The organism is Liquorilactobacillus hordei DSM 19519 (assembly GCF_019443985.1).
GTDB classification, from domain to species: domain Bacteria; phylum Bacillota; class Bacilli; order Lactobacillales; family Lactobacillaceae; genus Liquorilactobacillus; species Liquorilactobacillus hordei.
The window spans coordinates 401,613-424,643 of the sequence record NZ_CP049303.1 but is presented as its reverse complement, the minus strand read 5'-3'; the positions used below and the strand labels follow the sequence as shown (position 1 = coordinate 424,643).

General features: G+C 36.0%; 19 protein-coding genes and 3 pseudogenes. 15 read left to right on the top strand and 7 right to left on the bottom strand.

Annotation, left to right across the window (positions count from 1 at the left end):
• Window positions 1-49 precede the first annotated feature (49 nt).
• From G6O70_RS03240 to G6O70_RS03220, 5 genes are all read left to right on the top strand, one after another.
• Window positions 50-1,441, top strand: coding sequence for a flavocytochrome c (locus G6O70_RS03240; protein WP_057870332.1), 1,392 nt, complete (start codon window positions 50-52; stop codon window positions 1,439-1,441).
• Window positions 1,442-1,769: 328 nt separating this feature from the next.
• On the top strand, window positions 1,770-2,087 hold the full coding sequence (locus G6O70_RS03235; protein ID WP_057870333.1) for a PTS sugar transporter subunit IIB: 318 nt from the start codon (window positions 1,770-1,772) through the stop codon (window positions 2,085-2,087).
• Between the two features lie 48 nt (window positions 2,088-2,135).
• Window positions 2,136-3,614 (top strand): glycoside hydrolase family 1 protein, encoded by a 1,479-nt coding sequence (locus G6O70_RS03230; protein ID WP_057870334.1) that lies wholly within the window; start codon window positions 2,136-2,138, stop codon window positions 3,612-3,614.
• Between the two features lie 232 nt (window positions 3,615-3,846).
• The gene (locus G6O70_RS03225) at window positions 3,847-4,371 is read left to right on the top strand and encodes a helix-turn-helix domain-containing protein (protein WP_219934265.1); all 525 of its coding nucleotides are present in this window, start codon (window positions 3,847-3,849) and stop codon (window positions 4,369-4,371) included.
• A 20-nt stretch (window positions 4,372-4,391) separates the two neighbouring features.
• Entirely contained in the window at window positions 4,392-5,234 is an 843-nt protein-coding gene (locus tag G6O70_RS03220; RefSeq protein WP_219934266.1) for an IS3 family transposase, read from the top strand.
• A gap of 255 nt (window positions 5,235-5,489) precedes the next feature.
• Here G6O70_RS03220 and G6O70_RS03215 read toward each other — a convergent pair whose 3' ends face one another.
• Both G6O70_RS03215 and glpK read right to left on the bottom strand, forming a co-directional pair.
• A complete protein-coding gene (locus tag G6O70_RS03215) occupies window positions 5,490-7,169 on the bottom strand; it encodes a glycerol-3-phosphate dehydrogenase/oxidase (RefSeq protein ID WP_057870004.1) in 1,680 nt (559 codons plus the stop codon).
• A gap of 15 nt (window positions 7,170-7,184) precedes the next feature.
• A complete protein-coding gene (gene glpK / locus G6O70_RS03210; protein ID WP_057870003.1) occupies window positions 7,185-8,693 on the bottom strand; it encodes a glycerol kinase GlpK in 1,509 nt (502 codons plus the stop codon).
• A 256-nt stretch (window positions 8,694-8,949) separates the two neighbouring features.
• On the opposite strand from glpK, the gene G6O70_RS03205 reads away from it, so the two are divergent.
• Window positions 8,950-9,642: an aspartate/glutamate racemase family protein gene (locus G6O70_RS03205; RefSeq protein WP_057870002.1), complete on the top strand. Its 693-nt coding sequence runs from the start codon at window positions 8,950-8,952 to the stop codon at window positions 9,640-9,642.
• 1 nt (window position 9,643) lies between these two features.
• Here the strand turns inward: G6O70_RS03205 and G6O70_RS03200 are convergent, their stop codons facing one another.
• Window positions 9,644-10,204 (bottom strand): TetR/AcrR family transcriptional regulator, encoded by a 561-nt coding sequence (locus tag G6O70_RS03200; protein ID WP_057870001.1) that lies wholly within the window; start codon window positions 10,202-10,204, stop codon window positions 9,644-9,646.
• A 179-nt stretch (window positions 10,205-10,383) separates the two neighbouring features.
• On the opposite strand from G6O70_RS03200, the gene G6O70_RS03195 reads away from it, so the two are divergent.
• Window positions 10,384-11,142: a tyrosine-protein phosphatase gene (locus G6O70_RS03195; RefSeq protein WP_057870000.1), complete on the top strand. Its 759-nt coding sequence runs from the start codon at window positions 10,384-10,386 to the stop codon at window positions 11,140-11,142.
• 225 nt (window positions 11,143-11,367) lie between these two features.
• On the opposite strand, the gene G6O70_RS03190 is transcribed toward G6O70_RS03195, so the two are convergent.
• A complete protein-coding gene (locus G6O70_RS03190) occupies window positions 11,368-11,973 on the bottom strand; it encodes a nitroreductase family protein (protein ID WP_057869999.1) in 606 nt (201 codons plus the stop codon).
• A gap of 177 nt (window positions 11,974-12,150) precedes the next feature.
• Between G6O70_RS03190 and G6O70_RS03185 the strand changes: the two genes are divergently transcribed.
• From G6O70_RS03185 to G6O70_RS03180, 3 genes and pseudogenes are all read left to right on the top strand, one after another.
• Window positions 12,151-12,642 (top strand): PH domain-containing protein, encoded by a 492-nt coding sequence (locus G6O70_RS03185; RefSeq protein ID WP_057869998.1) that lies wholly within the window; start codon window positions 12,151-12,153, stop codon window positions 12,640-12,642.
• A 27-nt stretch (window positions 12,643-12,669) separates the two neighbouring features.
• Window positions 12,670-12,963: pseudogene (locus G6O70_RS12355) on the top strand (PH domain-containing protein); the annotation flags it as partial.
• Window positions 12,964-13,089: 126 nt separating this feature from the next.
• A complete protein-coding gene (locus G6O70_RS03180; RefSeq protein WP_233419172.1) occupies window positions 13,090-14,124 on the top strand; it encodes a PH domain-containing protein in 1,035 nt (344 codons plus the stop codon).
• Window positions 14,125-14,192: 68 nt separating this feature from the next.
• Here G6O70_RS03180 and G6O70_RS03175 read toward each other — a convergent pair whose 3' ends face one another.
• Both G6O70_RS03175 and G6O70_RS03170 read right to left on the bottom strand, forming a co-directional pair.
• Entirely contained in the window at window positions 14,193-14,879 is a 687-nt protein-coding gene (locus G6O70_RS03175; RefSeq protein WP_057869997.1) for an NADPH-dependent F420 reductase, read from the bottom strand.
• Window positions 14,880-14,881: 2 nt separating this feature from the next.
• Window positions 14,882-15,921: pseudogene (locus G6O70_RS03170) on the bottom strand (LLM class flavin-dependent oxidoreductase).
• 577 nt (window positions 15,922-16,498) lie between these two features.
• Between G6O70_RS03170 and G6O70_RS03165 the strand changes: the two are divergent.
• From G6O70_RS03165 to G6O70_RS03145, 5 genes and pseudogenes are all read left to right on the top strand, one after another.
• Window positions 16,499-17,053: an NADPH-dependent FMN reductase gene (locus G6O70_RS03165; protein ID WP_057869996.1), complete on the top strand. Its 555-nt coding sequence runs from the start codon at window positions 16,499-16,501 to the stop codon at window positions 17,051-17,053.
• Window positions 17,054-17,311: 258 nt separating this feature from the next.
• A complete protein-coding gene (locus tag G6O70_RS03160) occupies window positions 17,312-17,788 on the top strand; it encodes a Dps family protein (protein WP_057869995.1) in 477 nt (158 codons plus the stop codon).
• A gap of 219 nt (window positions 17,789-18,007) precedes the next feature.
• Window positions 18,008-18,775, top strand: a complete 768-nt coding sequence (locus G6O70_RS03155) for a (Fe-S)-binding protein (RefSeq protein WP_057869994.1) — start codon at window positions 18,008-18,010, stop codon at window positions 18,773-18,775.
• A gap of 12 nt (window positions 18,776-18,787) precedes the next feature.
• A pseudogene (locus tag G6O70_RS03150) lies at window positions 18,788-20,266 on the top strand (LutB/LldF family L-lactate oxidation iron-sulfur protein).
• On the top strand, window positions 20,259-20,963 hold the full coding sequence (locus tag G6O70_RS03145) for a LutC/YkgG family protein (protein WP_057869993.1): 705 nt from the start codon (window positions 20,259-20,261) through the stop codon (window positions 20,961-20,963). Before G6O70_RS03150 ends, G6O70_RS03145 begins: the two are co-directional and overlap by 8 nt.
• A gap of 253 nt (window positions 20,964-21,216) precedes the next feature.
• On the opposite strand, the gene G6O70_RS03140 is transcribed toward G6O70_RS03145, so the two are convergent.
• Window positions 21,217-22,947, bottom strand: coding sequence for an FAD-dependent oxidoreductase (locus tag G6O70_RS03140; RefSeq protein ID WP_057869992.1), 1,731 nt, complete (start codon window positions 22,945-22,947; stop codon window positions 21,217-21,219).
• Between the last annotated feature and the right edge of the window lie 84 nt (window positions 22,948-23,031).

Sequence of the window (23,031 nt, the reverse complement as noted above, 5' to 3'; positions counted from 1 at the left end):
ATAAAAATATTAAATATGAATAGAGAAAAATATGAGAGGAGCAAAGATAATGCCTGAAAAGTTTGTTTTTACATCTAATCCTATTGAGCAACTTGAGAAGGAATACGATGTAGTAATAATAGGTTCTGGGAGTACAGGACTGACTTGTGCAATCCAAGCATATGAACTTGGACTTAAGCCAGTCATTTTAGAAAAAATGGATAAGATTGGTGGAAATACTAATCGTGCATCTTCAGGAATGAATGCTGCCGAAACAGAAGTTCAGCTAGCTAACGGAGTAGTTGATAGCTTTGCTGATTTTTACAAGGAGACCTATCAAGGCGGAGGAAAACTGAATAATCAGGAAATGCTAGAATACTTTGCCACACATACAGCATTAGCAATTGAATGGCTTTCTTCCCATGAGATAGAGCTAACCGACTTAACGGTGACAGGTGGAATGAGCAAAAAAAGAGCCCATCGACCAGCTTCAACTGCACCAGTTGGGGCATATTTGATTAAAGGGTTGTTACGCATTATCCAAAAAGCCAGCATTCCTTTATTTACACAGGTAAAAGTGGAACATTTAAAAAAGCAACCTTCTGGAACGCAGGTAGCTATCAGTATCGATGAAGGGGTACAAAAGACGATTGTAGGAAGGTCAATTGTTATTGCAACAGGAGGTTTTGGGGCTGGCAGCGAGTGGATAAAGAAATACCGTCCAGAACTGCTAAATTATAAAACAACCAATCATAGTGGTGCAACTGGTGATGGATTATTAATGGCGCAGGAGATAGGTGCCGAATTAATTCAGATGGAAATGATCCAGATCCATCCAACTGTGCAACAAGATACACCACATGCTTATTTGATAGGTGAAACAGTCCGTGGTGAAGGAGCAATTCTTGTCTCTAACGAAGGGAAACGATTTGTTGACGAGCTTAATACAAGAAAAGTCGTGTCGCGTGCGATTACTTCTTTACCGGAAAAAAGTGCATATTTAATTTTTGATGAAAAGGTCAGGAGCCGTGTTAAAGCAATTGAATTCTATAATCATATCGGATTAGTTGAGAGTGCTGCTACTGTTGCTGAATTGGCAGAAGTTTTAAAAATTGATAAGCAAAATTTAACTTCGACTTTGGCAGGGTGGAATAAAGCAGTTACAACTAAATCAGATACGGAATTTGGTAGAAAAACTGGGATGAATAACAAACTAGATGCTGGGCCATTTTATGCAATTCATGTTGCACCAGCTGTTCACTATACAATGGGTGGGATTCATGTCGATGAAAGAACCAGAGTGTTAGACGGAAACGGCTATGTAATTCCGGGAATTTTTGCAGCTGGAGAAGTGGCTGGTGGATTACATGGTAATAACCGAATCGGGGGCAACTCAATTGCAGAAACAGTTGTTTTTGGGAGACAAGCAGCACAACAGGCATTTGTGTATTTGAAGAAATAAAGTAAGAAATTGTACGCAATTTAAATAGAGAATTATATTACTGTACATGGGGCTAGGTCAAAAGTTAATTTTGATCTAGTTCTTTTTTTATTAGGAATAAACGTTTTTAATAAGTTAAAAATGTCTTGTCTAACTTTGAATCACTCATAAAAAAGCACACGTTATGTTCGCAACTTCAAGTTAGTATTCAAAGTTTGGAAGACCCCTTACTTATAGCATTCACATTCTCTACTTTTTAGTTCTTAGAAAGGTTGTAAGCGCTATCTAAATAATGTAAAATAACTATATAATAAAGAATTTTAATTGATAATGAGAGGATGGGGTTACTATGAGTGAAAAGACCATTATGTTATGTTGTGCAGCAGGAATGAGTACCAGCATGCTTGTCGCTAAGATGCAAGGTGCGGCAAAAGAACAAGGTAAAGAATATGATATTTTTGCAGTCTCAGCTTCTGAAGTTGATCAAAAGTTAGTAGAAAAAGAAATTGATGTTGTTTTATTAGGACCACAGATTAGATATATGAAGAACGATATTAATAAGAAATTAGTAGGTAAAAATATACCAATGGATGTAATTGATATGCAGGCTTATGGGATGATGAATGGAGCGAAGGTTTTAAAACAAGCAGAAGATCTGATGGCTTAATAATATAGTTAATAAATATAATTCTAATCATTGAAAGGTGGCTAAAGGATGAGTTTTCCAGATAATTTTTTGTGGGGTGGAGCGACAGCGGCTAACCAGTATGAAGGAGCATATCTAGAAGATGGCAAGGGATTAAACACGTCAGATGTACTGACTAATGGGTCACATACTGAAGCACGAAAAGTTACATGGATTGATAAGCAAACGAATGAGAAAGGGTATACTCCTGTATTATGGGGAGAGAAATTTGAAATGCCTGAGGGAGTAACTCCTGCAGTACTTGACGATGCATATTATCCCAGCCATACAGCAACCGATTTTTATCATCATTATAAAGAAGACATTGCTTTAATGGCCGAAATGGGATTTAAAGTATATCGCTTGTCAATTAATTGGGCAAGAATTTTCCCAAATGGAGATGATGAGCAGCCAAATGAATTAGGCTTAGAATTTTATGATAAGGTATTTGATGAGCTAAAAAAATATGGAATCGAGCCGCTGGTGACTCTCTCTCATTATGAAACGCCACTAAATCTGTCTATTAAGTATGGGGGGTGGATTGACCGCAAATTAATCGACTACTTTGAAAGATATTCAAAGGTTGTGATTGAACGCTATCATGATCGAGTAAAATATTGGTTGACGTTTAACGAGATTAATGCGCTGGACTTAGCTCCTTATATTGCAGGAGGTGTGCTAAACCCGACACCACAAAATCGGGCTCAAGCAGCACATAATCAATTTGTTGCCAGTGCAAAAGTGGTTAAACTTGCACATAAAATTGATAAGGAGATCAAGGTAGGGCAAATGTTGGCTTTTCAACCCTTATATTCATATACGTGTGATCCGGTCGATCAAGTTAAGATTATGGAACTTAACCAAAAAATGTTATTTTACTCGGATGTACAAACTGGTGGGAAGTATCCTGAGTATCGGTGGAAACAATATGAACGAGAGGGAATAATTCTAGAAGATAGTCCAGAGGATTATGAGATGCTTGCGAAATATCCTGCTGATTTTTTGAGTTTTTCATGTTATGGGTCATCCGTATTTACGACGCATCAAAAAGAAGCAGAAAATAGTGGGAATTTAGGAGCTAACGGAGTAAAAAATCCGTATTTGGAAACTAATGCATGGGGATGGGCTACTGACCCAGAATGTTTACGAATAGCGCTGAATACCTTGTGGGATAGGTATCACAAACCACTTTGGATTGTTGAAAACGGAATAGGTTGGGCTGATGTTCTTGAAGATGGTAAAATACACGATGATTATCGAGTTAAATATTTAAAAGCAAATATTAAATCAATGAAAGATGCAATTGAGCTTGATGGTGTTGACTTATTAGGATATACAATGTGGGGATGTATTGATTTGGTATCTGCAGGAACTGGTGAAATGAGAAAACGATACGGTTTTGTCTATATTGATCGTGATGATCAAGGAAATGGGACGCTAAAACGAATTCCAAAAGATTCATTTTACTGGTATAAGAAAGTAATTCAGAATAATGGTTCAGAATTTTAAAGGATGAAATAAGTATTGTACTTTGGGAAAGATACAAAGACGATATTTGCGAGATTCTGCTTTAACACTTAGGGAATATGTTTATACAGAATAATTAGTGAGGCTGGGTCAAAATTCAACTTTTGGCACAGCCCCATTCTTAATTTCTATGTTTAACAAAAAGAGGGAGTGTGCCATAAGTGAAGTGCCTTACAAAACTTGGACATGTAAATCAAGTTTTGGAGGTGCTTTTTTGACACGTAATTATACCTACAGCTTTAAGTTGAAAGTAGTTAAAGAATATTTAAATGGTGAAAATTCACTCCACACACTGTGTCTGAAATATAAGATGCCGAGTGATACTCCGTTAGTAATTTGGGTGTCGCGTTATAAAGCTTTTGGCCCTACCGGTCTTAAACAGCTTAAACGCCGACACTATTCTAATGATTTCAAGGTAGCGGTTATTACCTATTACTTGAACCATTCTACCAGTATTCAAAAAACAGCCATCCACTTTGATATCAGCCACACAGTCGTTTATAATTGGCTTAAATTAATGCGGCAATTTGGAATTAAAGCCGTAATTTCATCTAAGATAGGACGACCCAAGATGGTTAAGAAAAAGAAAGAAACATCCAAGAAAAAGACCGAACAACAGTTAATAGAGAGACAACAAAAACAAATCAGACATTTAGAACAGGAACTTTCCTATACTAAAATTGAGAATGTTTATCTAAAAAAATTGGATGCCGTAATTCGAAACAAAAAACAGCACTAAAAGTTAAAACAATTAACGAATTGCGGCGTGATTATCCCTTTATTACGCTCTTAAAAGTTGCGGGACTTGCGCGTTCGACGTATTACTATCATTTAGCTTGTCTAAACCGGCCTGATAAATATCGTCAGGTTAAACAAATTATTCGGCAAGAATTTGCCCGCTCTCATCAAACTTATGGTTATCGTCGCATGAGATTTGTTTTAAAACAGCATCATGTTAAACTTTGTCTAGAAACTGTTCGTAAAATTATGTTTTCTATGGGTCTGAAAGTTACTCTTTTTTCAAAACATTCTGGTCGGTACAACTCATATCATGGTCATGTTGGACAGGTGGTACCTAACTTGCTCAAGCAACAATTCAAGGCCCATAAACCATATACTGTTTTGCATACTGACGTCAGTCAGTTTAAACTTACGTGTGGAAAATGGGGTTATATTTCGACAGTTATTGATGAGGCTAGTAATGAAGTTTTAGCCGCTAAAGTTAGTTCAACACCCAATCGTGTTTTAATCGATCAAACCCTTGAGACAGTCATTAAAAAGATTCCCGCAACAACTAAACCAATTCTACACTCTGATCAAGGATGGCAATATCAAATGACCAATTATCAAGCTAAACTAAGACATCATCATTTCATTCAAAGCATGTCCCGTAAGGGAAATTGTTTAGACAATGCTCCAGTTGAGAGCTTTTTCAGTATGCTTAAACGTGAATGTTTAAGGCGCATTAAGGTTACTTCGCTCAGTGAACTAAGTACATTAGTGGAACATTATGTTGCTTGGTATAATAACCAGCGAATTTCACTTAAGCGTCACGGATTAACTCCAGTCGAATATCGTAAACAGTATCTAACTAATAATTAAAACAAACATGTCCAACTTTTTTAAGGCAGTACAAAGTCGGGAAAATTTGAGTACTAACTTGAAATTACGAACATAGCGAGTACTTTGCTATGAGCAATTCGAAGTTAGACGGAGAATTTTGACTTATGAAACACGTTTATGCGGAATAAATAAAGAAACTGAATCAAAATTTAACTTTTGACCCAGCCCCTTCGTTTAGTATAAATGTGTTTTATAGATCAAAATACTCAGTCTAATCTTATATTACCTGTATCTTTAACTGGTAACTTCTTCTTCCTTGAAAGCCTGTCTAATTTCAATTTGTTTTTCAACTTCAACCAACATCTTTTCACTTGTTTCATTTGACCAATTATAATAATTAGCCATTTCATCAACTATTTCTTTGTAAACCGACTTCATGTGGTTAAATCCAAATAACATTTGACTACTTCTACGTAGAAGGTAATCAATCGGGTGAATTACCATTTCATCTTCCAAACCATAATGTAGTTGTGCATAATCAATTGGTTCCAATTCTGTATCTGCTTCCTTGGATTCTTCTAAGAATTTGTAAACCTCATCGACATTCAGACCATAACGATGGACCAAAGCTTCTGCCTGTTCCTCTTCCAATCCTGCGTCAATTCCACGCTTTACTGCCTCTGGCAAAAACTCTTTAAATCCTTGACTCCCTCTGTTGTCAGCCCCTGATAATGGTAATTTTTCCGTTTGTGTATCCACATAATGATAGTCCCCATATTCTTGTGCAAAATCTTTAGCCAATTTATTAACAATTTTTTCGGCCATTTTGCGATATCCAGTTAGCTTACCACCAGCAATTGAATATAAACCTGAATCAGAGTGGAAAATCTCATCTTTACGTGATATTTCAGATGGACTTTTCCCTTCTTCTTGAATCAGCGGTCTAACACCTGACCAAGCTGATTCAACATCCGCGAAGGTCAGTGGCTCGATTGCAAACATCTGGTTAACAGCACTTAAAATGTAATGCACATCCTTACTTGTAATCGATGGTTCCTTTGCATCTTTATCCCAGCTAGTATCAGTTGTCCCAAAATAAGTTTTACCTTCACGTGGGATAACGAACATCATTCTCTTATCATTGAATGGAGTATCAAAAAAGATTGCATTTTTTACTGGAAACTTCGCATTATCAACAACCAAATGAACACCCTTAGTAAGATGCAAGTGCTTTCCAATATCAGAGCCATCCATCTGTCTGATGTTATCTACCCACGGACCCGCAGCATTAACAACACGCTTCGCATAAATTGTTCCTGTTTCGCCAGATACCTGGTCTATATACCTTGCTCCGTTTACATGCCCTTGGCCATTATATGTTAGATCTGTAACCTTTGTATAATTTGCCAATAAGACACCTTGTTCATTTGCTTCCTTAGCCACTTCTAAGACAAGACGAGCATCATCAGTTCGATATTCAACGTACACTCCAGTCCCTTTTAACCCATCTGCTTTTAGGTATGGCTCACGTTTAAGTGAATCACTAGGATCGAGCATAAATTTCCGCTCACTTTTTTTGACCTTCGCTAAGTAATCATAGACATCCAGTGCAATTGCTGTTGTGAATTTGCCAAAGGTTCCACCAGCATAAAAAGGCAGCATCATCTTCACGGGTGTCGTCACATGTGGAGCATTCTCATAAACAATTGCACGTTCCGAACCAACCTCTGCAACTTCATGAACTGCCAGTTGTTTAAGATAACGTAGCCCACCGTGAACCAACTTAGTTGATCTACTGGAAGTCCCAGAAGCAAAGTCTCTCATTTCAATTAAGCCAGTTTTTAAACCCCTAGTCTCAGCATCTAAGGCAATTCCAACACCTGTTATCCCTCCGCCAATTACCAGTACGTCAAGTTCTTCATTTTGCATTTTCTGCAAATTTTTTTCTCTCGTCTGCATGTTAAAAACTGTCATCAAGATCCCTCCTAATTATTGGTGTTTGTTATACTTGAATTCCATTGTCGCGTTAACTGCATGTTTCCAGCCAGTGTACAAGTCATTACGTCGTTCCTCATCCATGTCTGGCTCAAATTTCTTTCCAACTGAGAAAATCTTCTTCAAGTCATCAACACTATCCCAGAAACCAACTGCTAATCCCGCCAAGAAAGCTGCTCCCATTGCTGTCGTTTCAACATTAGCTGCCCTTTCAATTGGTACATTCAAAATATCAGATTGGAATTGCATTAAATAATTATTATTTGATGCTCCACCATCTACTCTTAAAACCGGGATTTTGATTTTTGTATCCTCATACATTGTGTCAACTACATCTTTAGACTGATACGCTAATGACTGTAAAACAGCCTTGATAAAATCTTTTCGTGTAGTTCCTCGAGTAATTCCAAAAACGGCTCCACGAGCATCAGAATCCCAATACGGAGCACCTAATCCAGTAAACGCAGGAACAACATAGACTTCATCCTGACTTTTCGACTCCAATGCAGCTTTTTCCGAATCTGGAGCACTATCAACTAGTTGCATCGAATCTCTTAGCCATTGAATAGCTGAACCGGATACAAAGACTGAGCCTTCTAGCGCATAATTAACTTTGCCATCAATCCCATATGCAATCGTCGTTAACAAATTATTTGCTGACATTACAGGTTCTGTTCCAGTATTCATCACAATAAACGATCCAGTTCCATAAGTATTTTTAACCATCCCTGATTCTAAAGCTAGTTGTCCAAACAATGCACTCTGTTGGTCACCAGCCATTCCTGCAATTGGAACTGCACTGCCGTAGAAATGGTAATTAGCCGTTGTTCCATATACTTCCGAGTTACTTTTCACTTCTGGGAGCATTACTTCAGGAATATTCAATAATTGCAAAATATCTTTATCCCATTTGAGATCGTGAATATTAAATAACATAGTACGACTAGCATTACTATAATCTGTAACATGAATTTCTCCGCCTGATAACTTCCATGCAATCCAAGTGTCAATTGTTCCAAAAAGTAATTCGCCCTTTTCTGCCCGCTCTTGTGCCCCTTTAACATGATCAAGAATCCAGCGTACTTTTGTAGCAGAAAAATATGGATCAATTACCAGTCCTGTTTTCTCATGTATCATCTTTGCATATTTTTTATTTTTCAGTTCTTGCGCAATATCATTTGTCTGTCTGGACTGCCAGACAATTGCATTATAAATCGGTAATCCTGTCTCTTTGTCCCAGACTACAGTTGTTTCACGTTGGTTCGTAATACCAACAGCTTTAATTTGTTTTGGTTGTATCCCTGAGTTAATAAATGCATTTGCAATTGTTGATAGAACTGCATTCCATATCTCATTAGCATTATGTTCCACCCAACCTGGATTCGGGAAGTATTGCGGAAATTCACGCTGTGCATCCGCTACGATTTTACCAGCATGATCAATAATCAATGCTCTTGTGCTTGTTGTACCTTCATCAATCGTCAAAATGTAGTTCTCTGCCATCTTATCCAACCTCCATTTTTTGGTAGCGCTTTCTATAATTTCAGGATATACCATTTATGTGAAATTGCAAGAGATTGAGCTTTCTTTCTTTAAGCAACAGTTTGTATTCCAGCTGCTCACTTCATCACAAACATATCGTGTAAAACACCTTATTATTAATTTCACAATCTTTTTTTGTATACCAATTTTACATTTTATTCTAGAAAATTAGTTGTATAATACTACTAATTGATTAATTTCCAAGGAGAGTATGTGTATGAAAAAAATAGGTTTGATTGGTGGGATGGGTCCAGTCTCAACAATTGATTATTATCAACAAATAGTAATTAAATTTCAGCAAAAGAGGCCGCATTCTTGCCCGCCAATTGTAATTGACAGTCTGGATGTTTTTGAACTTCTAACATTGGAGGAACTAGAAGATAAGCAACAACTCTTACAGGTTCTTTTAGCTAGTCTAAAAAACTTGAAAAAAGCAGGTGCGGATTTCGCAGCTCTAACTGCGAATACACCTCATATGATTTTTGACGAATTGGCCAAAGTTTCGCCACTACCTTTAATAAGTATTGTTGATTCAACTCTAATCGCAATTAAGAAAAACAGACAGCAAAGAATTGGACTGCTTGGTACAAAAATGACTATGGAACTCGGATTTTACCAAAAAAAGATGCAATCCGCTGGCATAAACCTTGTGTGCCCTTCTGAAAAACAAATTGCCATTATTCATCAAATAATATCAGAAGAATTAGAAGTTGGTATTGTGACTACCCAAAGTAAACAAACATTACTTGAAATAATCAAAGAAATGGACACGAAAAACAACCTAGAAGGCATAATTCTAGGTTGTACCGAACTTCCATTAATCCTAAGCCAAAAAGATATTGATATGACTGTATATGATACTGTTTCAATTCATGTGAACGATATTCTCAAAGCTGCATTGCAAAATTAAACTAGTACTGTATTCCAAATAAAATCATTCTGAGAAGTGACATTACTGTTTCCTTGAAATTCAGTCCATTTTCTTCAAGATAGTTTTCTCCAAGCAAACATCTAAATGTCTGCCGTACTAGCATCTGCAATACTTTTTTCTCTGTACTAGTTAATACTCTGATATCTTCATTTTCAATCAAAACCTTATATATTAGTTCACTGGTCTCGTCAATATTTTCTTCTAATTTAGCCCATTGTTCTGGATAATCATTTCTGATTTTTACTGCAAACTTAATCAACTTATCCACATCGTAATTATCAGGAAAGTTGTCCCATTGACACTTCAGCAAATCTGAAAGGGATGTCTTTCCTTCCAGTGCTTCCGCCTCCCAACTATCTCTGAATTCGTAAAATACAAAGTCAATTGTTTCATTAATAATTGCTACTTTATTTGGAAAAAGTGTATACAAAGTTCTTTTACTAATCTTAAGTTCGCTGGCAAGTTCATCTGTGGTAAACTTTGTCCCCTTCTTTTCTATCAGATGTATAATTTTTTCATACATTTCTCTCTCTTTATTCATAAATCATTACCCCTAAAACTTTTTTGAATAATATATTATTGTTGATAGATATTTTTTCACAAAGCTTACGAAATGTAAACATTTTTTATTATAATTGTCCGTCTTTTTACATTTTTCTCCAACCTTAGTGTACAATCAATATTGTACTTTAAAGCTAATATAACACGGGAGTGATTCATTTGACTGTTGACTACACAAAAAAAACCACCATTGTAAATATTAGAGATATTGGTGGTATTCCTGTTACACATGGTCAATTAAAAGAGAAAACATTTTTTAGAAGTGGCGAATTATGCAATATTTCTCCGTATGATAGCTCTTTTCTTGAAGATAAACTACATCTTAAAAAAATATACGACTTCAGACGACCAGAGGAAATTGCAAATCGACCAGACTCTGTATTTGAAAAAATTGCATACGAAAACATCAATTTGATGTCGACAGCTGGTCAGGCTAACCCCAGCCTTAAAAATATGACAATCTCTGATAACATAGAATCGCACATGTTTGATGCATACACTGAACTTGTATTAGGCCACTCTGCTCAAACAGGTTATCATACTTTTCTCATGGAATTAGTTAAAAATCCTCAGCCAATAATTTTTCATTGTTTCGCTGGAAAAGATCGTACTGGTTTTGCTGCTGCCCTGATTCTAAAAATAGCAGGTGCTACATCTGATGAAATCTATAGGGATTATCTACAAACAAATGAAGATCGCAAAGAAGCCAATAAAACAATTTTGAATGCTTTCGCAAATCGACTAACTCCTAAAAAACTAGCAGGACTAGAAGTATCATTGAATGTTAAAAGCGATTATTTAGAACATGCATTTGATTTAATAAGCCAACGCTTTGGAGGTTTTGACGACTATCTCCTTGATGGACTTAATCTTCCAAAAGACTACGTTGCAGATTTTCAAAAGAATTATGTTATTTAGTGTTGCAGATTTCGACTGATTTATAGAGCGTAATTTACGTACAATCTAAAAAAGAAGCCAGGTCAAAATTAATTTTTGATCTGGTTTCTTTTTTGGCTTTATTTGGGGACAAAAAATTAAATTTTGACCCACCCACTCTATTTATTTCGTATAAATATTGTTTAATAAGTCAATTTTTTTCGACTTATATCACATTTCCTGTAATCTAGCTTATTTTTGGAAAAATTAGTTTTCGATTACACGGACACGTTCTTCATCATCCATGTATACTTTTTCCTCACGTGTTGCTTCAATCGAACCAAATGGCATTTCTGCGCGTAAAACCCATCCTTCAGGAACATTAAATGCTTCTTTGAAAGCATCATCTATAAGTGGGTTATAATGTTGTAGGCTTGCTCCCAGTTTGTTTTCTGCTAAAGCAACCCAGACACTTTGCTGAGCTCCACCAAGGCCTTGTTCTGACCAATCTTGGAAGTTATCAGCATATAAAGCAAATTGTGCTTTATTATCATCAACTGTTGTTTGATCTGTAAAGAACAATACTGTTCCAAAGCCTGCTTTAAATGAATCAATTTTTTCTTTTGTTTTAGCGTATGCTTCTTCTGTTGGTACTTCAGACTTTAATCTGTCTGCTACTAAATCCCAAGCCTTGTCTGATGCATTTCCAAAAAGGACAATTGCACGTGTTGATTGGTTATTAAAAGCAGTAGGTGATTCCTTAATTGCCTTCTTAACTAAATTAGTAATTTCTTCTTTTGAGTCCTTAACATTTTTTCCTAAAGCATAAATTGAGCGTCTATTTTTTAATAATTCAATAAGTTTTTGTTCCATCGAAAACTCTCCTGACATAGTTTTATTTGTTATCTTTTCTATAACAACTATAATTGTAGTGACTTCTTAACTATTTGTCAACACTTACTTTTTAAAAGTTTATAATTTCTTGTATTTTGCGATCTTCATTGTAATTTGTTAGTATTATAGATACTACATTGAAAGTTGGTACATTTAATGCATACATATAGTTTACTAAAAAACAAAATGCCTTCATCCATCAAAAAAGTGTGGATTATAAAAAATTTAATAAGCTTTCTTATATCAATTATTATTATCCAAGTTGCTCAATTTTTTATTAAGATATTTTTGCACAGTACCTGGATAAATAAAGCTACAATAGTCCTCACAATTATCGTAATATTAGTAACCTTGGCTTCTTTACTCTTAGTTCCTTATAGGTATACATTTCATCGATATGAAATTAATGAAACAGAGGTTGCAATTCAAACTGGATTTTTCTTCCGTAAAACAACATATATACCGCTAGTGCGCATCCAACACATTGAAACCTCTCAAGGCCCGATTCTTCGCCTTGTAAATTTAACAGAACTATCAATTCATACTGCCGCCAGCACACACTCCTTGAGTGGATTAGACATTGCTACAGCAGCTGATCTACGTAATCAAATATTGGAGTTAGTTGAGGTGATCCGTGAAGATGTCTAATTATTACCGTCTCCATCCTCTTGTAATATTAAAAAAAGTATTTCTTGGTCGCTATCTCTCTCACTTATTTTAATTTTAGATATTCTGCGCAATCCAAATGATAAATCTAACTGGCTTCTTAGTATTTCAATTTTTGGTATTTTAATCACCATAGCAGTTATCTTTAATACATATCGTTGGCTTACGTTTAAGTACACTATCAATTCCACAACCTTATCAGTTAAATCAGGTATCTTCCTTAAACGTGAACAAATTATTCCTTTTTCGAGAATTCAATCATTTCATCAAGAAACATGGTTTCTGTTCCGCCCATTTAAAGTTGTCAAACTGACTGTTGAAACGGCTAGCTCAGGTAATAAAGTTGAAAGTGTTATCTTAGAGGTCGTACCTCAATCAACATATGATTTACTTGAACGATTTCGTCTAGGGGAAAAGGATTCTCTCAATTTGGATATTAAATCACTTGATCAACATTCTAATTCTAAGTCGCAATATTCTGTTTCCTTAAACGATATCATTGTCTTTTCACTTGTAGACTTTGATATTATTTCTTGGATCTTAGGATTAATTGCAATTTCTTATCACTTTACTGGTTTTATTAATAAATACTTAGATCCATTTTTGAATAAAGTCATTGCTAGAGGGTTACTAATTATCACTTCGCTCATAATCATAGTTGCCGTATTTGCTATCTTAGGATCTATTATAAAAAATATTTTCAAATATTATAAATTTAAAGTATATCGCGAGAGCAATCATATCGTCATCGAGCGTGGTTTTTTTACGCGCACAACCTTAAGTATTCCAATTGAACGAATTCAGGCTGTTCGCACAAAAGGTTCTTTATTACAAGTACTTCTGAACATCAAAACAGTTGAACTTCTATTAGCATCGGGTAAAAAAAGTGAAAACAAAGAAGATACAAGTGATACTACTTTTTTCCTCTTTCCAATAATAAACAGTCGCTTGTTATCCAAGAAACTTGCACAGATTTTACCCGAATTTGCTGAAATAATTGCTCAGACAGAACCCTTGAGATTTCCGTGTTCACCACACTATTTTTTGTTTAGTCGTTTTTGCTTTTTAAGTCTTTCATTATTAATCCCACTATTTTTTTGGAATAGCAACTGGAATTTCTTCCTCGGTATAGCGATCCTACTCTTTACCTTGTTATCAGTTGTCCACGCTCTTTGGAAAACCAAAAGTCAGGCAATCACACAATATAAACAGGAATTATTAGTCATCAAAATTGTCCATTTCTTCACACTTACTGAATATCTCTGTCCCTTAAACAAAATTCAAGCAGTTTCAATATCTACCACACCTTTTCTCTATCACCAGCAACTTGGTCATATCACATTTTCACTCAAAACAGGAGAATTTACACTAAAGATAAATTTAAAATACCTATCTTGGTCAATTTGTGAGAATATTAAAAAATCTTGTGCTCCTAAAATAAAAAATTATACTTTGAAAAGGTAAAAAAGTGCTCTATAATAATTAGATTTTTGTCTAACTATTATAGAGCACTTCACTTATGTCACATTTTTTTATTTTAAAGCATGATTACCCGCTTTTTTTGCGGCCTTACCTCTCTTAGTTGTTTCAAAGATATCTAACTGTTTCTTTAATTCGTCATATCTTAAATTTGCACCAAAAACCGGACTTCCAGGCTCCATTCGAATTCCCTGTGAAAGAGCTCCTTCGTTCAAGGGATCAAAACCAAAGTCATCCACTACTGTAGCAACTTTTTGTATTGCCTCTTGTCTATCGCCAACTATTGCAATTGCCTTGCGCCCAGCCTGATTTTTAGGCTTTGCTTCATCGTATAAGTCATGATACCCCATATGATTAAAAGCTTTTACCACAATACTCTTCTTTAAATAGTTTTGAACTAGTTCACTCGATGAACTACTAACATCAGTTAGATCTGCACGCTGCCCATCTACCTCCCACCAATAGTTCATTGCATCTATCACTAACTTTCCAGCCAACTGCTCAACTGAAAGAGTTTGGTATTTACCTAATGGAAGAGCTAGTGCTATTATATCTGTTTTTTCTGTAACTTCTTTTGCAGTAAGTGCCTCAGCCCCTGGCAATAATACTTCTACTGTTAATGCAATCTTCTCAGGACTACCTGAACCAGCAATGTATACTTGATATCCGGCCTTTAGGGCAAGTTGTCCTAATACTGTTCCTAACTTTCCAGCTCCTAAGATTCCAATTTTTTTCACCATTTTTATTCCTCACTTAACAACTCGCGCACTCTTGGAATTACCTTGGTAGCATACAACTCTATTGTTCGTTCCCGAGCACTTGCAGAAAGTTCGCCAGCACCATACACTAGTTCAAACCTTCCTGCATCCAAAGTCTTAAGCATTCTAGCAATTCTCCGTGCCACAGTGTCAGGCGCTCCGACATAGAATGAACCATTTCGGACCTCACTTTCATACTGTTCTCGAGACATCGGTGTCCAACCACGATCTTGTCCAATCCTCACGAAACTTTCCCTGATATGATCCCATCCTAATTCAATAGCCTCTTCATCTGTATCTGCAATCACTCCGTGCGAATGAACTGCAACTGGATAAGTTTGTTGTCCAAACTTTGCTGCAGCCTTTTTATATAACTCAATATATGCTTTGAATCTCGCAGGAGCACCTCCGATAATAAAGTCAATGGAAATCCATACTTTGCGGTTCTTACAACAGATTCAGGTGAACCTCCTACTGCAATTCTTGTTGCTATCTTACCTTTTTCCGTTTTTGGAAAAACATCAGCATTTTTTAGTGGTGCTCGTGTTGATCCTTCCCAAGTTACTGGTTTTTCATCTAGTAACTTAGAATATAAATTAAGTTTTTCCTCAAAAAGAAGATCATAGTCTTGTAAGTCATATCCGAAGAGTGGAAAAGATTCTGTAAATGATCCCCTACCTAATACAGCTTCAGCTCGTCCACTTGAAATTGCTTCAAGTGTTGCAAAGCGTTCATATACTCTTACAGGATCATCCGAACTCAACACCGTAACACCCGTGGCCAATGTAATTTTTTTCGTAATAGCTGCAATTGCAGCCAAAACCGTATCCGGACTTGAGATAGCATAATCAGCTCGATGATGTTCTCCTAATGCTATAACATCAATCCCTAATTCATCGGCCATTTTGGCTTCCTTGATTACTTGCCTAATAGCTTCTGCTTGTGTAAAAAGCTTTCCTTCACTATCCCGTGGAATATCTCCAAAAGAATCCAGACCAAATATTATTTTTTCTGGGTGTATCATCTTAATTACCACCTTTTAAATTTTTCTCTTATTTTTTGTAAGTATATTTAAATGTTAATATTTCTTACTTTGAGTGTCAAGAAATGTATCTGGTACCTCAAAAACTTCTTCATCTTAACGTTAGCTTAACAAAAAGCACCATTATTCATTAACTATTATTCATAGTTTTTTCAAACTTCGAACCTATACTATAACCATAGTCTTGATACAAAACATCCCGCTCCCCCAAAACGGAGATGCTATAGACTACTAAAATTCGTTTTTTCTCTACTCCCTTTCTCCGTGGTTAACCCCAAGACCACGGAGTTTTTTGTGTAATAAATAGCTGCCGACTGTTGAAAAAATTAATTACAAAAACTCAAAAGCTTAATTCATTCACCAGTTAATTGATTTCAATAATATTGAATCGTCATATATCCTTTTTACCCAATAGATACATCTCATGAGAAACCAAATTAAATAAAATTTAAATACAATAAAATAGTTATTGGTAATTAAAGTAAAATTTGTTGCTTTTTTTATCACATGTTTCTATAGTTACTGTGTCAAGAACATAAAAAATAAGGAGTGATTTTTAATGACTAAAACAGTTGGTCTAATCGTTGGTAGTTTAAGAAAAGGTTCTTTTACTAGAGCTGTTGCCAAACAAATGGCTGCACAATTGCCTGAGGGATTTGAAGTTAAAAACATTGATATTAGTAAGCTTGATTTATACAATCAGGACTTAGATGATGAAGATAGGGTTCCTGCAAGCTGGACTGAATTCCGTGAGGCAATGAAAACCGTCGATGCAGTGATTTTTGCAACACCTGAATTTAACCGTTCTGTCCCTGGAGCATTAAAAAATGCACTCGATGTTGGTTCACGTCCTTACGGAACAAGTGTCTGGGACAAAAAGCCAGCAATTATTCTGAGCGTCTCATCAGGTGCAATTAGTGGCTTTGGTGCTAACCATCACCTTCGTCAATCATTAGTATTTCTCAACATGCCTACTATCCAACAACCTGAACTATATATTGGTAATGTCACAGAACTACTTGATGATGATTTGAAAATTACCAATGAAGGAACTATCAAGTTTCTTGGCAGCGCGATGGTTATCTTTGCTGATTTCATTAATCGTCTGTCTTAAAATTTTTCAATTAATCTTATGTATTCAAGCAAGCAGATATAGATCTGGTGGGTCGCTCATTACTGACTGCCAGTTTTTTATTTGCTTTTCTAAATTTGTTATTTTTAAATGTCTTAATTCATTCTCAATAACCCACTTTATTAATTCTAAAGGAGCTATAAACCTAAGTTCAGTGTAGTAATGCTCTTTCCTTGATTGTGAATAAGTTTCAATATAAAATTAGGGTGTATCACAAATAATGAAGGGTGGTAATCAGGAATGACAAAAACGATTGATTCTTCCAGAACAAACTTGCAATTAAACCAGCTACTAGCTGATTTGACACAATTACAAAATAATATTCAACAAACCCACTGGTATATGCGAGGTAGAAACTTCTTCCATCTACATCCTCTGATGGATGATTATAAAGATCAGTTGGGCGAACAACTTGATGTACTGGCTGAAAGGCTTATTGCATTGGGAGGAAGCCCTTATGCTACTGTTAAGGAGTTCATTTCCAACACTGGTTTGCCAGATGAAAAAATTGAATTTGGTCAATTCACTTTACCTGAATTGATGAATAGATTATTGACTGAGTTTAAATATTTACGTGATCAGTATCAAATTGGAATAGAAGTCACTGATGAAGAAAAAGATTTCCCTACTCAAGATATTTTGAATGGATTTAAAAGTGATACTGAAAAAATAATTTGGATGATTAGTGCGTACTTGGATGAAAGTCCTACTGATTAAGCATAACTGAAAATAACAAAGTGGCCTATTAAAGTATTTTATCCCTATTCCGTAAGGGAATGCTTTATTGCGCTACTTTTTTATTTTTTTTGCTTTATAATTATTCTAATTTAATTTGGTTTGAGCTATAATGACCTTGAATAAATGGTACTGTCTTTTTCAACCCCTTTCTCGGTTATAATTCTCAATACTGTTCATATTAACTTTTGGAGGTGTCTTATGAAAGTCACGATTTTTTCGACATGTGTCGTCGACTTGCTCTTTCCGAATGTTGGACAAGCAATGGTTGAAGTGTTAGAAAGACTTGGTTGTGAAACTTCTCTACCTACCAACCAAGTTTGTTGTGGTCAGCCTACATACAACAGCGGTTACCACAAAGAGAGTAAAAAAGTTCTTTACAATGAAATTGATTCATTACTGTCGACCGATGCTGATTATATAGTTGGTCCAGCAGGATCTTGTGTTGCAATGTTACGTGAATATTCTCACATTTTGAAAGACGACCCCAAATACGCACAAAAAGCACAAGAGCTGGCTAATAAAAGTTATGAATTCTCGCAATTTTTGTACAATGTTTTAGGTTTTGTTGATACTGGAGCACAGCTTGATGCAGTTGCAACTTATCACCGGTCTTGTCATATGACTCGCTTGCTTGGTGAAAAAACTGCTCCTTTTGCTTTATTGGACAATGTCAAGGATCTAAAGATGGTTCCACTTCCTCATCTTCAAAATTGTTGCGGCTTTGGGGGAACGTTCTCCGTCAAAGAACCTGAAATCTCAAAACAGATGGTAGATGAAAAAGTGGACTCAATTATCAGTACAGGTGCACAAGTTTTAATTAGTGCCGATGCATCTTGTCTGATGAATATTGGCGGTCGTTTCAGTCGACGAGATGAAAACATCAAAATTATGCATATCGCTGAAGTACTTAATAACAATGTAGATGTTAGTCGAATTCGCTACAAAAATCAGCCGACTACTGTTTAGAAGGAGGCCATTATGACAATATCAACTAGTAACAAACCTTTTTTAACCCGAGTTAAAGAATCTGAAAATGATCATTTTATGCAACAATCGGTTGCAAAAGCTCAGGATGCACAATGGGATAAGCGCACAGCTGCACGCAAAGAACTTGGTAATTAGGAACAATGGCGTGATTTAGGTGAACAAATCCGCCAACATGTCATTAAGTACCTGCCAGATTACTTAGAAGAATTTAGCGATAATGTTGACAAAAGAGGCGGACATGTTTTCTTCGCCCAAACTGATGAACAAGCTGTAAATTATATTAAGAAAATCGCAAAAGAAAAAAAGGCACGAAAAATTGTAAAATCTAAATCAATGGTTACAACTGAGATTGATCTTGATAAAGCATTGATGTCTCTTCCCGAAACTTCTTTAATGGAAACTGATCTTGCAGAGTTTATTTTGCAAGAAGACAACTGGGATGAACCAACACATATTGTTTTTCCTACGTTGCATAAAAACCGTGATCAAATTAAAAAAATCTTTAGTAAACTTGGCTATTCGGGTAGTAATGATCCAGAAGAAATGGCCAAGTTCGCACGTAAGTATCTTCGTGAATATTTTATGGAAGCAGATTTGGGAATTACTGGTTGTAATTTCGCCATTGCTGACAGTGGGCTTATCAACCTCGTAACAAATGAAGGCAATGCTGACTTAACAATGGCTATTCCAAAAACACAGATTGTAGTTATGGGTATGGAACGCATTGTACCCAGTCTTAAAGAAGCAGAAGTCCTAGATAACATGCTTTCTAGAAGTGCTGTTGGTCAAAAATTAACCAGCTACTGTTCATTCAGTGGTGCACAAATTGACGGTGAAAGTGATGGACCAACTGATTTTTACGTTGTTATTTTAGATAATGGCCGTTCAAACGCCCTCGGAACAGCTTTCGAGCCTGTCTTACAATGTATTCGTTGTGGTGCTTGTTTAAATGTTTGCCCCATTTATCGTCATATTGGCGGACATGGGTACGGTCCAATTTATCCTGGACCAATTGGCGCTGTCTTATCACCAGTATTAGATGGTTATGAAAAATTTGGCGATTTACCATTTGCCTCAAGTCTTTGCGCTGCTTGTACTGAGACTTGTCCTGTTAAGATTCCCTTACATCAATTACTTATCAAACATCGCGAAGTTATGATGGATGAATTAAAGATGGATCATAGCTTCAATAATGTTTTAATGAAGGGAGCCGGAGTTGCGACAAGTTCTCCCATCCTCTTCAAAATAGCATTAGAGGGTGACCACGTTGGATCAGCACCTCTATCCAAGAATACAGCGACCTCAGTTGATAATATGTTCAACTATGGGCACATTGAAAAAGCACCTTCCCTTGCTTCTGGCTGGACTGATGTTCGTGATCTCCCAAGACCACCAAAGCCTTCTGAAAATTTCAGAAGTTGGTATAAGAAACATAAAAAAGAACAGCGAGAAGGTGTGCGTCATGACTAACCCTAACCGTGAAATATTTCTTGATAGGATTGCAACCAAAGCGGGACGCCGTCGCCATCAACTAAAAAACCATCCTTTTGTACCCATTAACGACTTACCAGAAACAACCCTTTCTGGTAAGTCACAAGATGAGCTGCTTGAACTTACGCAAAAAAATAGTGAAGCAGTCCACGTTACTTTCAAAAAAAGTAGCCGTAGCTCACTTCCAGTGTTGCTGAATAACTATCTGGCTTCAAAAAAAATTAAACACTTAATATTACCCACTTGCAATAAATGGGATACTTTTAACTTATCCGATTGGAAACATCAACTTGTTGATTCTGTAGAATTTTGGACACCTGAAAGTTCTCGTAAGGAGAATTTGGCTAAAGCAAATGCTGCAGATGGTGCTATTGGCTTTGCCGACTATTTATTAGCGGAATCCGGTACAATCACGGTCGCTACTACTCCTGGGCAAGGAAGGGGATTTCATTTTTTGCCTACTCATTACCTTAGCATTATTCCTAAAAGTCGTATTCTTTCTCGCAGCAGACAAGCTATGCATAAATATGAGGCTGAACTTGCCTCAGGTAAATTAAAAACTTCAAATATTAATTTTATCACTGGTCCTTCAAACTCTGGTGATATTGAAATGGTTCTTGTTGTTGGAGTTCATGGTCCACTTGATATGACATATGTTGTGGTCGAAGATTTATAATTAGACTTTGTTTTGTACAAAAGAAAAATGTACCTCAAATGGTATTACACTTCGTTTTTTTCTTTCATTTCACGTGAAACATTTTCTACACTGTCTTATGTAGATAAGAATAGAAATTGGGCCAAAAGTTACCTTTTGACCCAACTTCTTTATTTATTCAAAATCATCTATATCAAAAAGCTTAGTTATATATGCCTAACATTCAACTCAAATACCCTAAAGTTCTCCCATACATAACCGTTTTCTTCTCTTACTACTTTAGATATGCTAATTCAGATTCTTCGATTGCCTTGTTCAATTCTTCAGTCCTTACAGTAAGTTCTTCAGCATCCCATTCTAAATAACTAGCCATATTTTTAAGTACTGCTTTCTTCACTTCCTCGACCATATCTGCCTTAAACAACATATGATACGTTCTACGTAATAAGTAGTCGACTGGATCAAGAACCATTTCTTCATCAAGAGAGTATCTAAGCATTGCCGCCTCAGCACACGAAAAGCCTTCAACATTATCAAATTGATTTAATAAATCGAATATTTTAGTTGCATTGGATCCAAAAACTCTGACGATTGAAAGGGCTTCTTCATATTTCAGTCCCTTACTTTCGCCTATTTCTGCAAATTTATTTAAACTTTCCTCCACATTCTCTGAATCAAAATCACCACCTGAAACGATAAGTTTCTTAGAGTCAGCTAATATTACTGATTTGTTGAAATCATTTTCTAATTTTTTTGCAATCATTTCAAGAGCGGCTTGTGCCATTAAGCGGTAATCTGTTAATTTTCCTCCAGCTAGAGTAATCAATCCATCCTCACCTGCTGCTAAAGAACTTCCTCTCGAAACTGTCGAAGGAGACTTAGAGTTGTTTACAGACTGACTAGCTCCTGAAACCACATCAGTTGTATTATCTTCTGTTGTAATTAATGGTCGTAATCCAGCCCAACTTGCTTCAACGTCATGAATTGTTAAGTTGGCTGTCGGATATTTTTTGTTAATTATTTTGAGTAGATAAGAAACATCTTCCAGCTCTACCCTTGGATCTTCAAGGTCGCCATGATAATCAGTATCAGTAGTACCAAAGTATGTTTTACCCTCACGTGGAATTGTAAAGATCATTCGTCCGTCATCTGTTCCTGAGCCAAAATAAGTTGGCTGAGGGACTTGCAGTTTTGAACTGTCTACAACTAGATGAATTCCTTTTGTAGGCCTCATTTGTGGCCTATCTGTATTTGCATTGTCAATCGATTTTACTAAATCTGACCATGGTCCGCTTGCATTAATAACGATTTTTGCCTTAATTTCAAATTCTTCACCTGTCAACATGTCCTTAACCCTACAGCCCACAACCTGATTATTTGCATTATGTATTATTTTAACTGCTTTCACACGACTCAACATAATTCCGCCCTCATCATGTGCTTTTTTCACTGCTTCAATTACTAGGCGTGAATCATTATTTTGATAATCCAAATATACTCCAGCACCAACTAATTTATCTGGATTTAATTGTGGCTCTCGCTCAAGAACTTCATCTTTAGTCAACGTATAGTTTGCATACTTTCTGAGTTGCTTAGACTTATTAATTTCTGCTAGATGATCATATAAATCCATTGCAACTTTGACAGAAAACATCGTAAATGTTGTTCCTGGTTCATCGTAGATTGGCAAAAGCATTGGATCAGGATACACTAAATGCGGGGCAATATGTTGTATAACTGCTCTTTCCTTAGCTGTATCAGAAACAACTTGTACATCAAAAGTTTTTAAATACCTAATACCACCATGAACTAATCTGGTAGATCTTGATGATGTTCCACCACCAAAATCTTGCATGTCAACTAAAACTGTTTTTATTCCTGAAGCAGCTGCCTGTAAAGCGACACCAGCACCAGTGATACCTCCACCTATAACTAATAAATCATTTTCTGTCCCCTGTTTTAACAAATCAATTTCTTTTTGTCTCGTCTTTTTTGAAAAATTCATTGTAGTTCCTCCCTTAATTTTAGTATCTTATTTGCTACGTAAAATAATGCTTTTTAAATAAAAACAACTACTAATCTACTTTAT

Excerpts from the sequence above, each read along its gene's own strand:
- glpK (WP_057870003.1), bottom strand. The coding sequence starts at position 8,693 with ATGGCAGAGAACTACATTTTGACGATTGATGAAGGTACAACAAGCACA.
- G6O70_RS03215 (WP_057870004.1), bottom strand. The coding sequence starts at position 7,169 with ATGACAGTTTTTAACATGCAGACGAGAGAAAAAAATTTGCAGAAAATG.
- G6O70_RS03240 (WP_057870332.1), top strand. The coding sequence starts at position 50 with ATGCCTGAAAAGTTTGTTTTTACATCTAATCCTATTGAGCAACTTGAG.
- G6O70_RS03190 (WP_057869999.1), bottom strand. The coding sequence starts at position 11,973 with ATGGAACAAAAACTTATTGAATTATTAAAAAATAGACGCTCAATTTAT.
- G6O70_RS03155 (WP_057869994.1), top strand. The coding sequence starts at position 18,008 with ATGAAAGTCACGATTTTTTCGACATGTGTCGTCGACTTGCTCTTTCCG.
- G6O70_RS03200 (WP_057870001.1), bottom strand. The coding sequence starts at position 10,204 with ATGAATAAAGAGAGAGAAATGTATGAAAAAATTATACATCTGATAGAA.
- G6O70_RS03230 (WP_057870334.1), top strand. The coding sequence starts at position 2,136 with ATGAGTTTTCCAGATAATTTTTTGTGGGGTGGAGCGACAGCGGCTAAC.
- G6O70_RS03145 (WP_057869993.1), top strand. The coding sequence starts at position 20,259 with ATGACTAACCCTAACCGTGAAATATTTCTTGATAGGATTGCAACCAAA.
- G6O70_RS03140 (WP_057869992.1), bottom strand. The coding sequence starts at position 22,947 with ATGAATTTTTCAAAAAAGACGAGACAAAAAGAAATTGATTTGTTAAAA.
- G6O70_RS03165 (WP_057869996.1), top strand. The coding sequence starts at position 16,499 with ATGACTAAAACAGTTGGTCTAATCGTTGGTAGTTTAAGAAAAGGTTCT.
- G6O70_RS03175 (WP_057869997.1), bottom strand. The coding sequence starts at position 14,879 with ATGGTGAAAAAAATTGGAATCTTAGGAGCTGGAAAGTTAGGAACAGTA.
- G6O70_RS03160 (WP_057869995.1), top strand. The coding sequence starts at position 17,312 with ATGACAAAAACGATTGATTCTTCCAGAACAAACTTGCAATTAAACCAG.
- G6O70_RS03185 (WP_057869998.1), top strand. The coding sequence starts at position 12,151 with ATGCATACATATAGTTTACTAAAAAACAAAATGCCTTCATCCATCAAA.
- G6O70_RS03205 (WP_057870002.1), top strand. The coding sequence starts at position 8,950 with ATGAAAAAAATAGGTTTGATTGGTGGGATGGGTCCAGTCTCAACAATT.
- G6O70_RS03235 (WP_057870333.1), top strand. The coding sequence starts at position 1,770 with ATGAGTGAAAAGACCATTATGTTATGTTGTGCAGCAGGAATGAGTACC.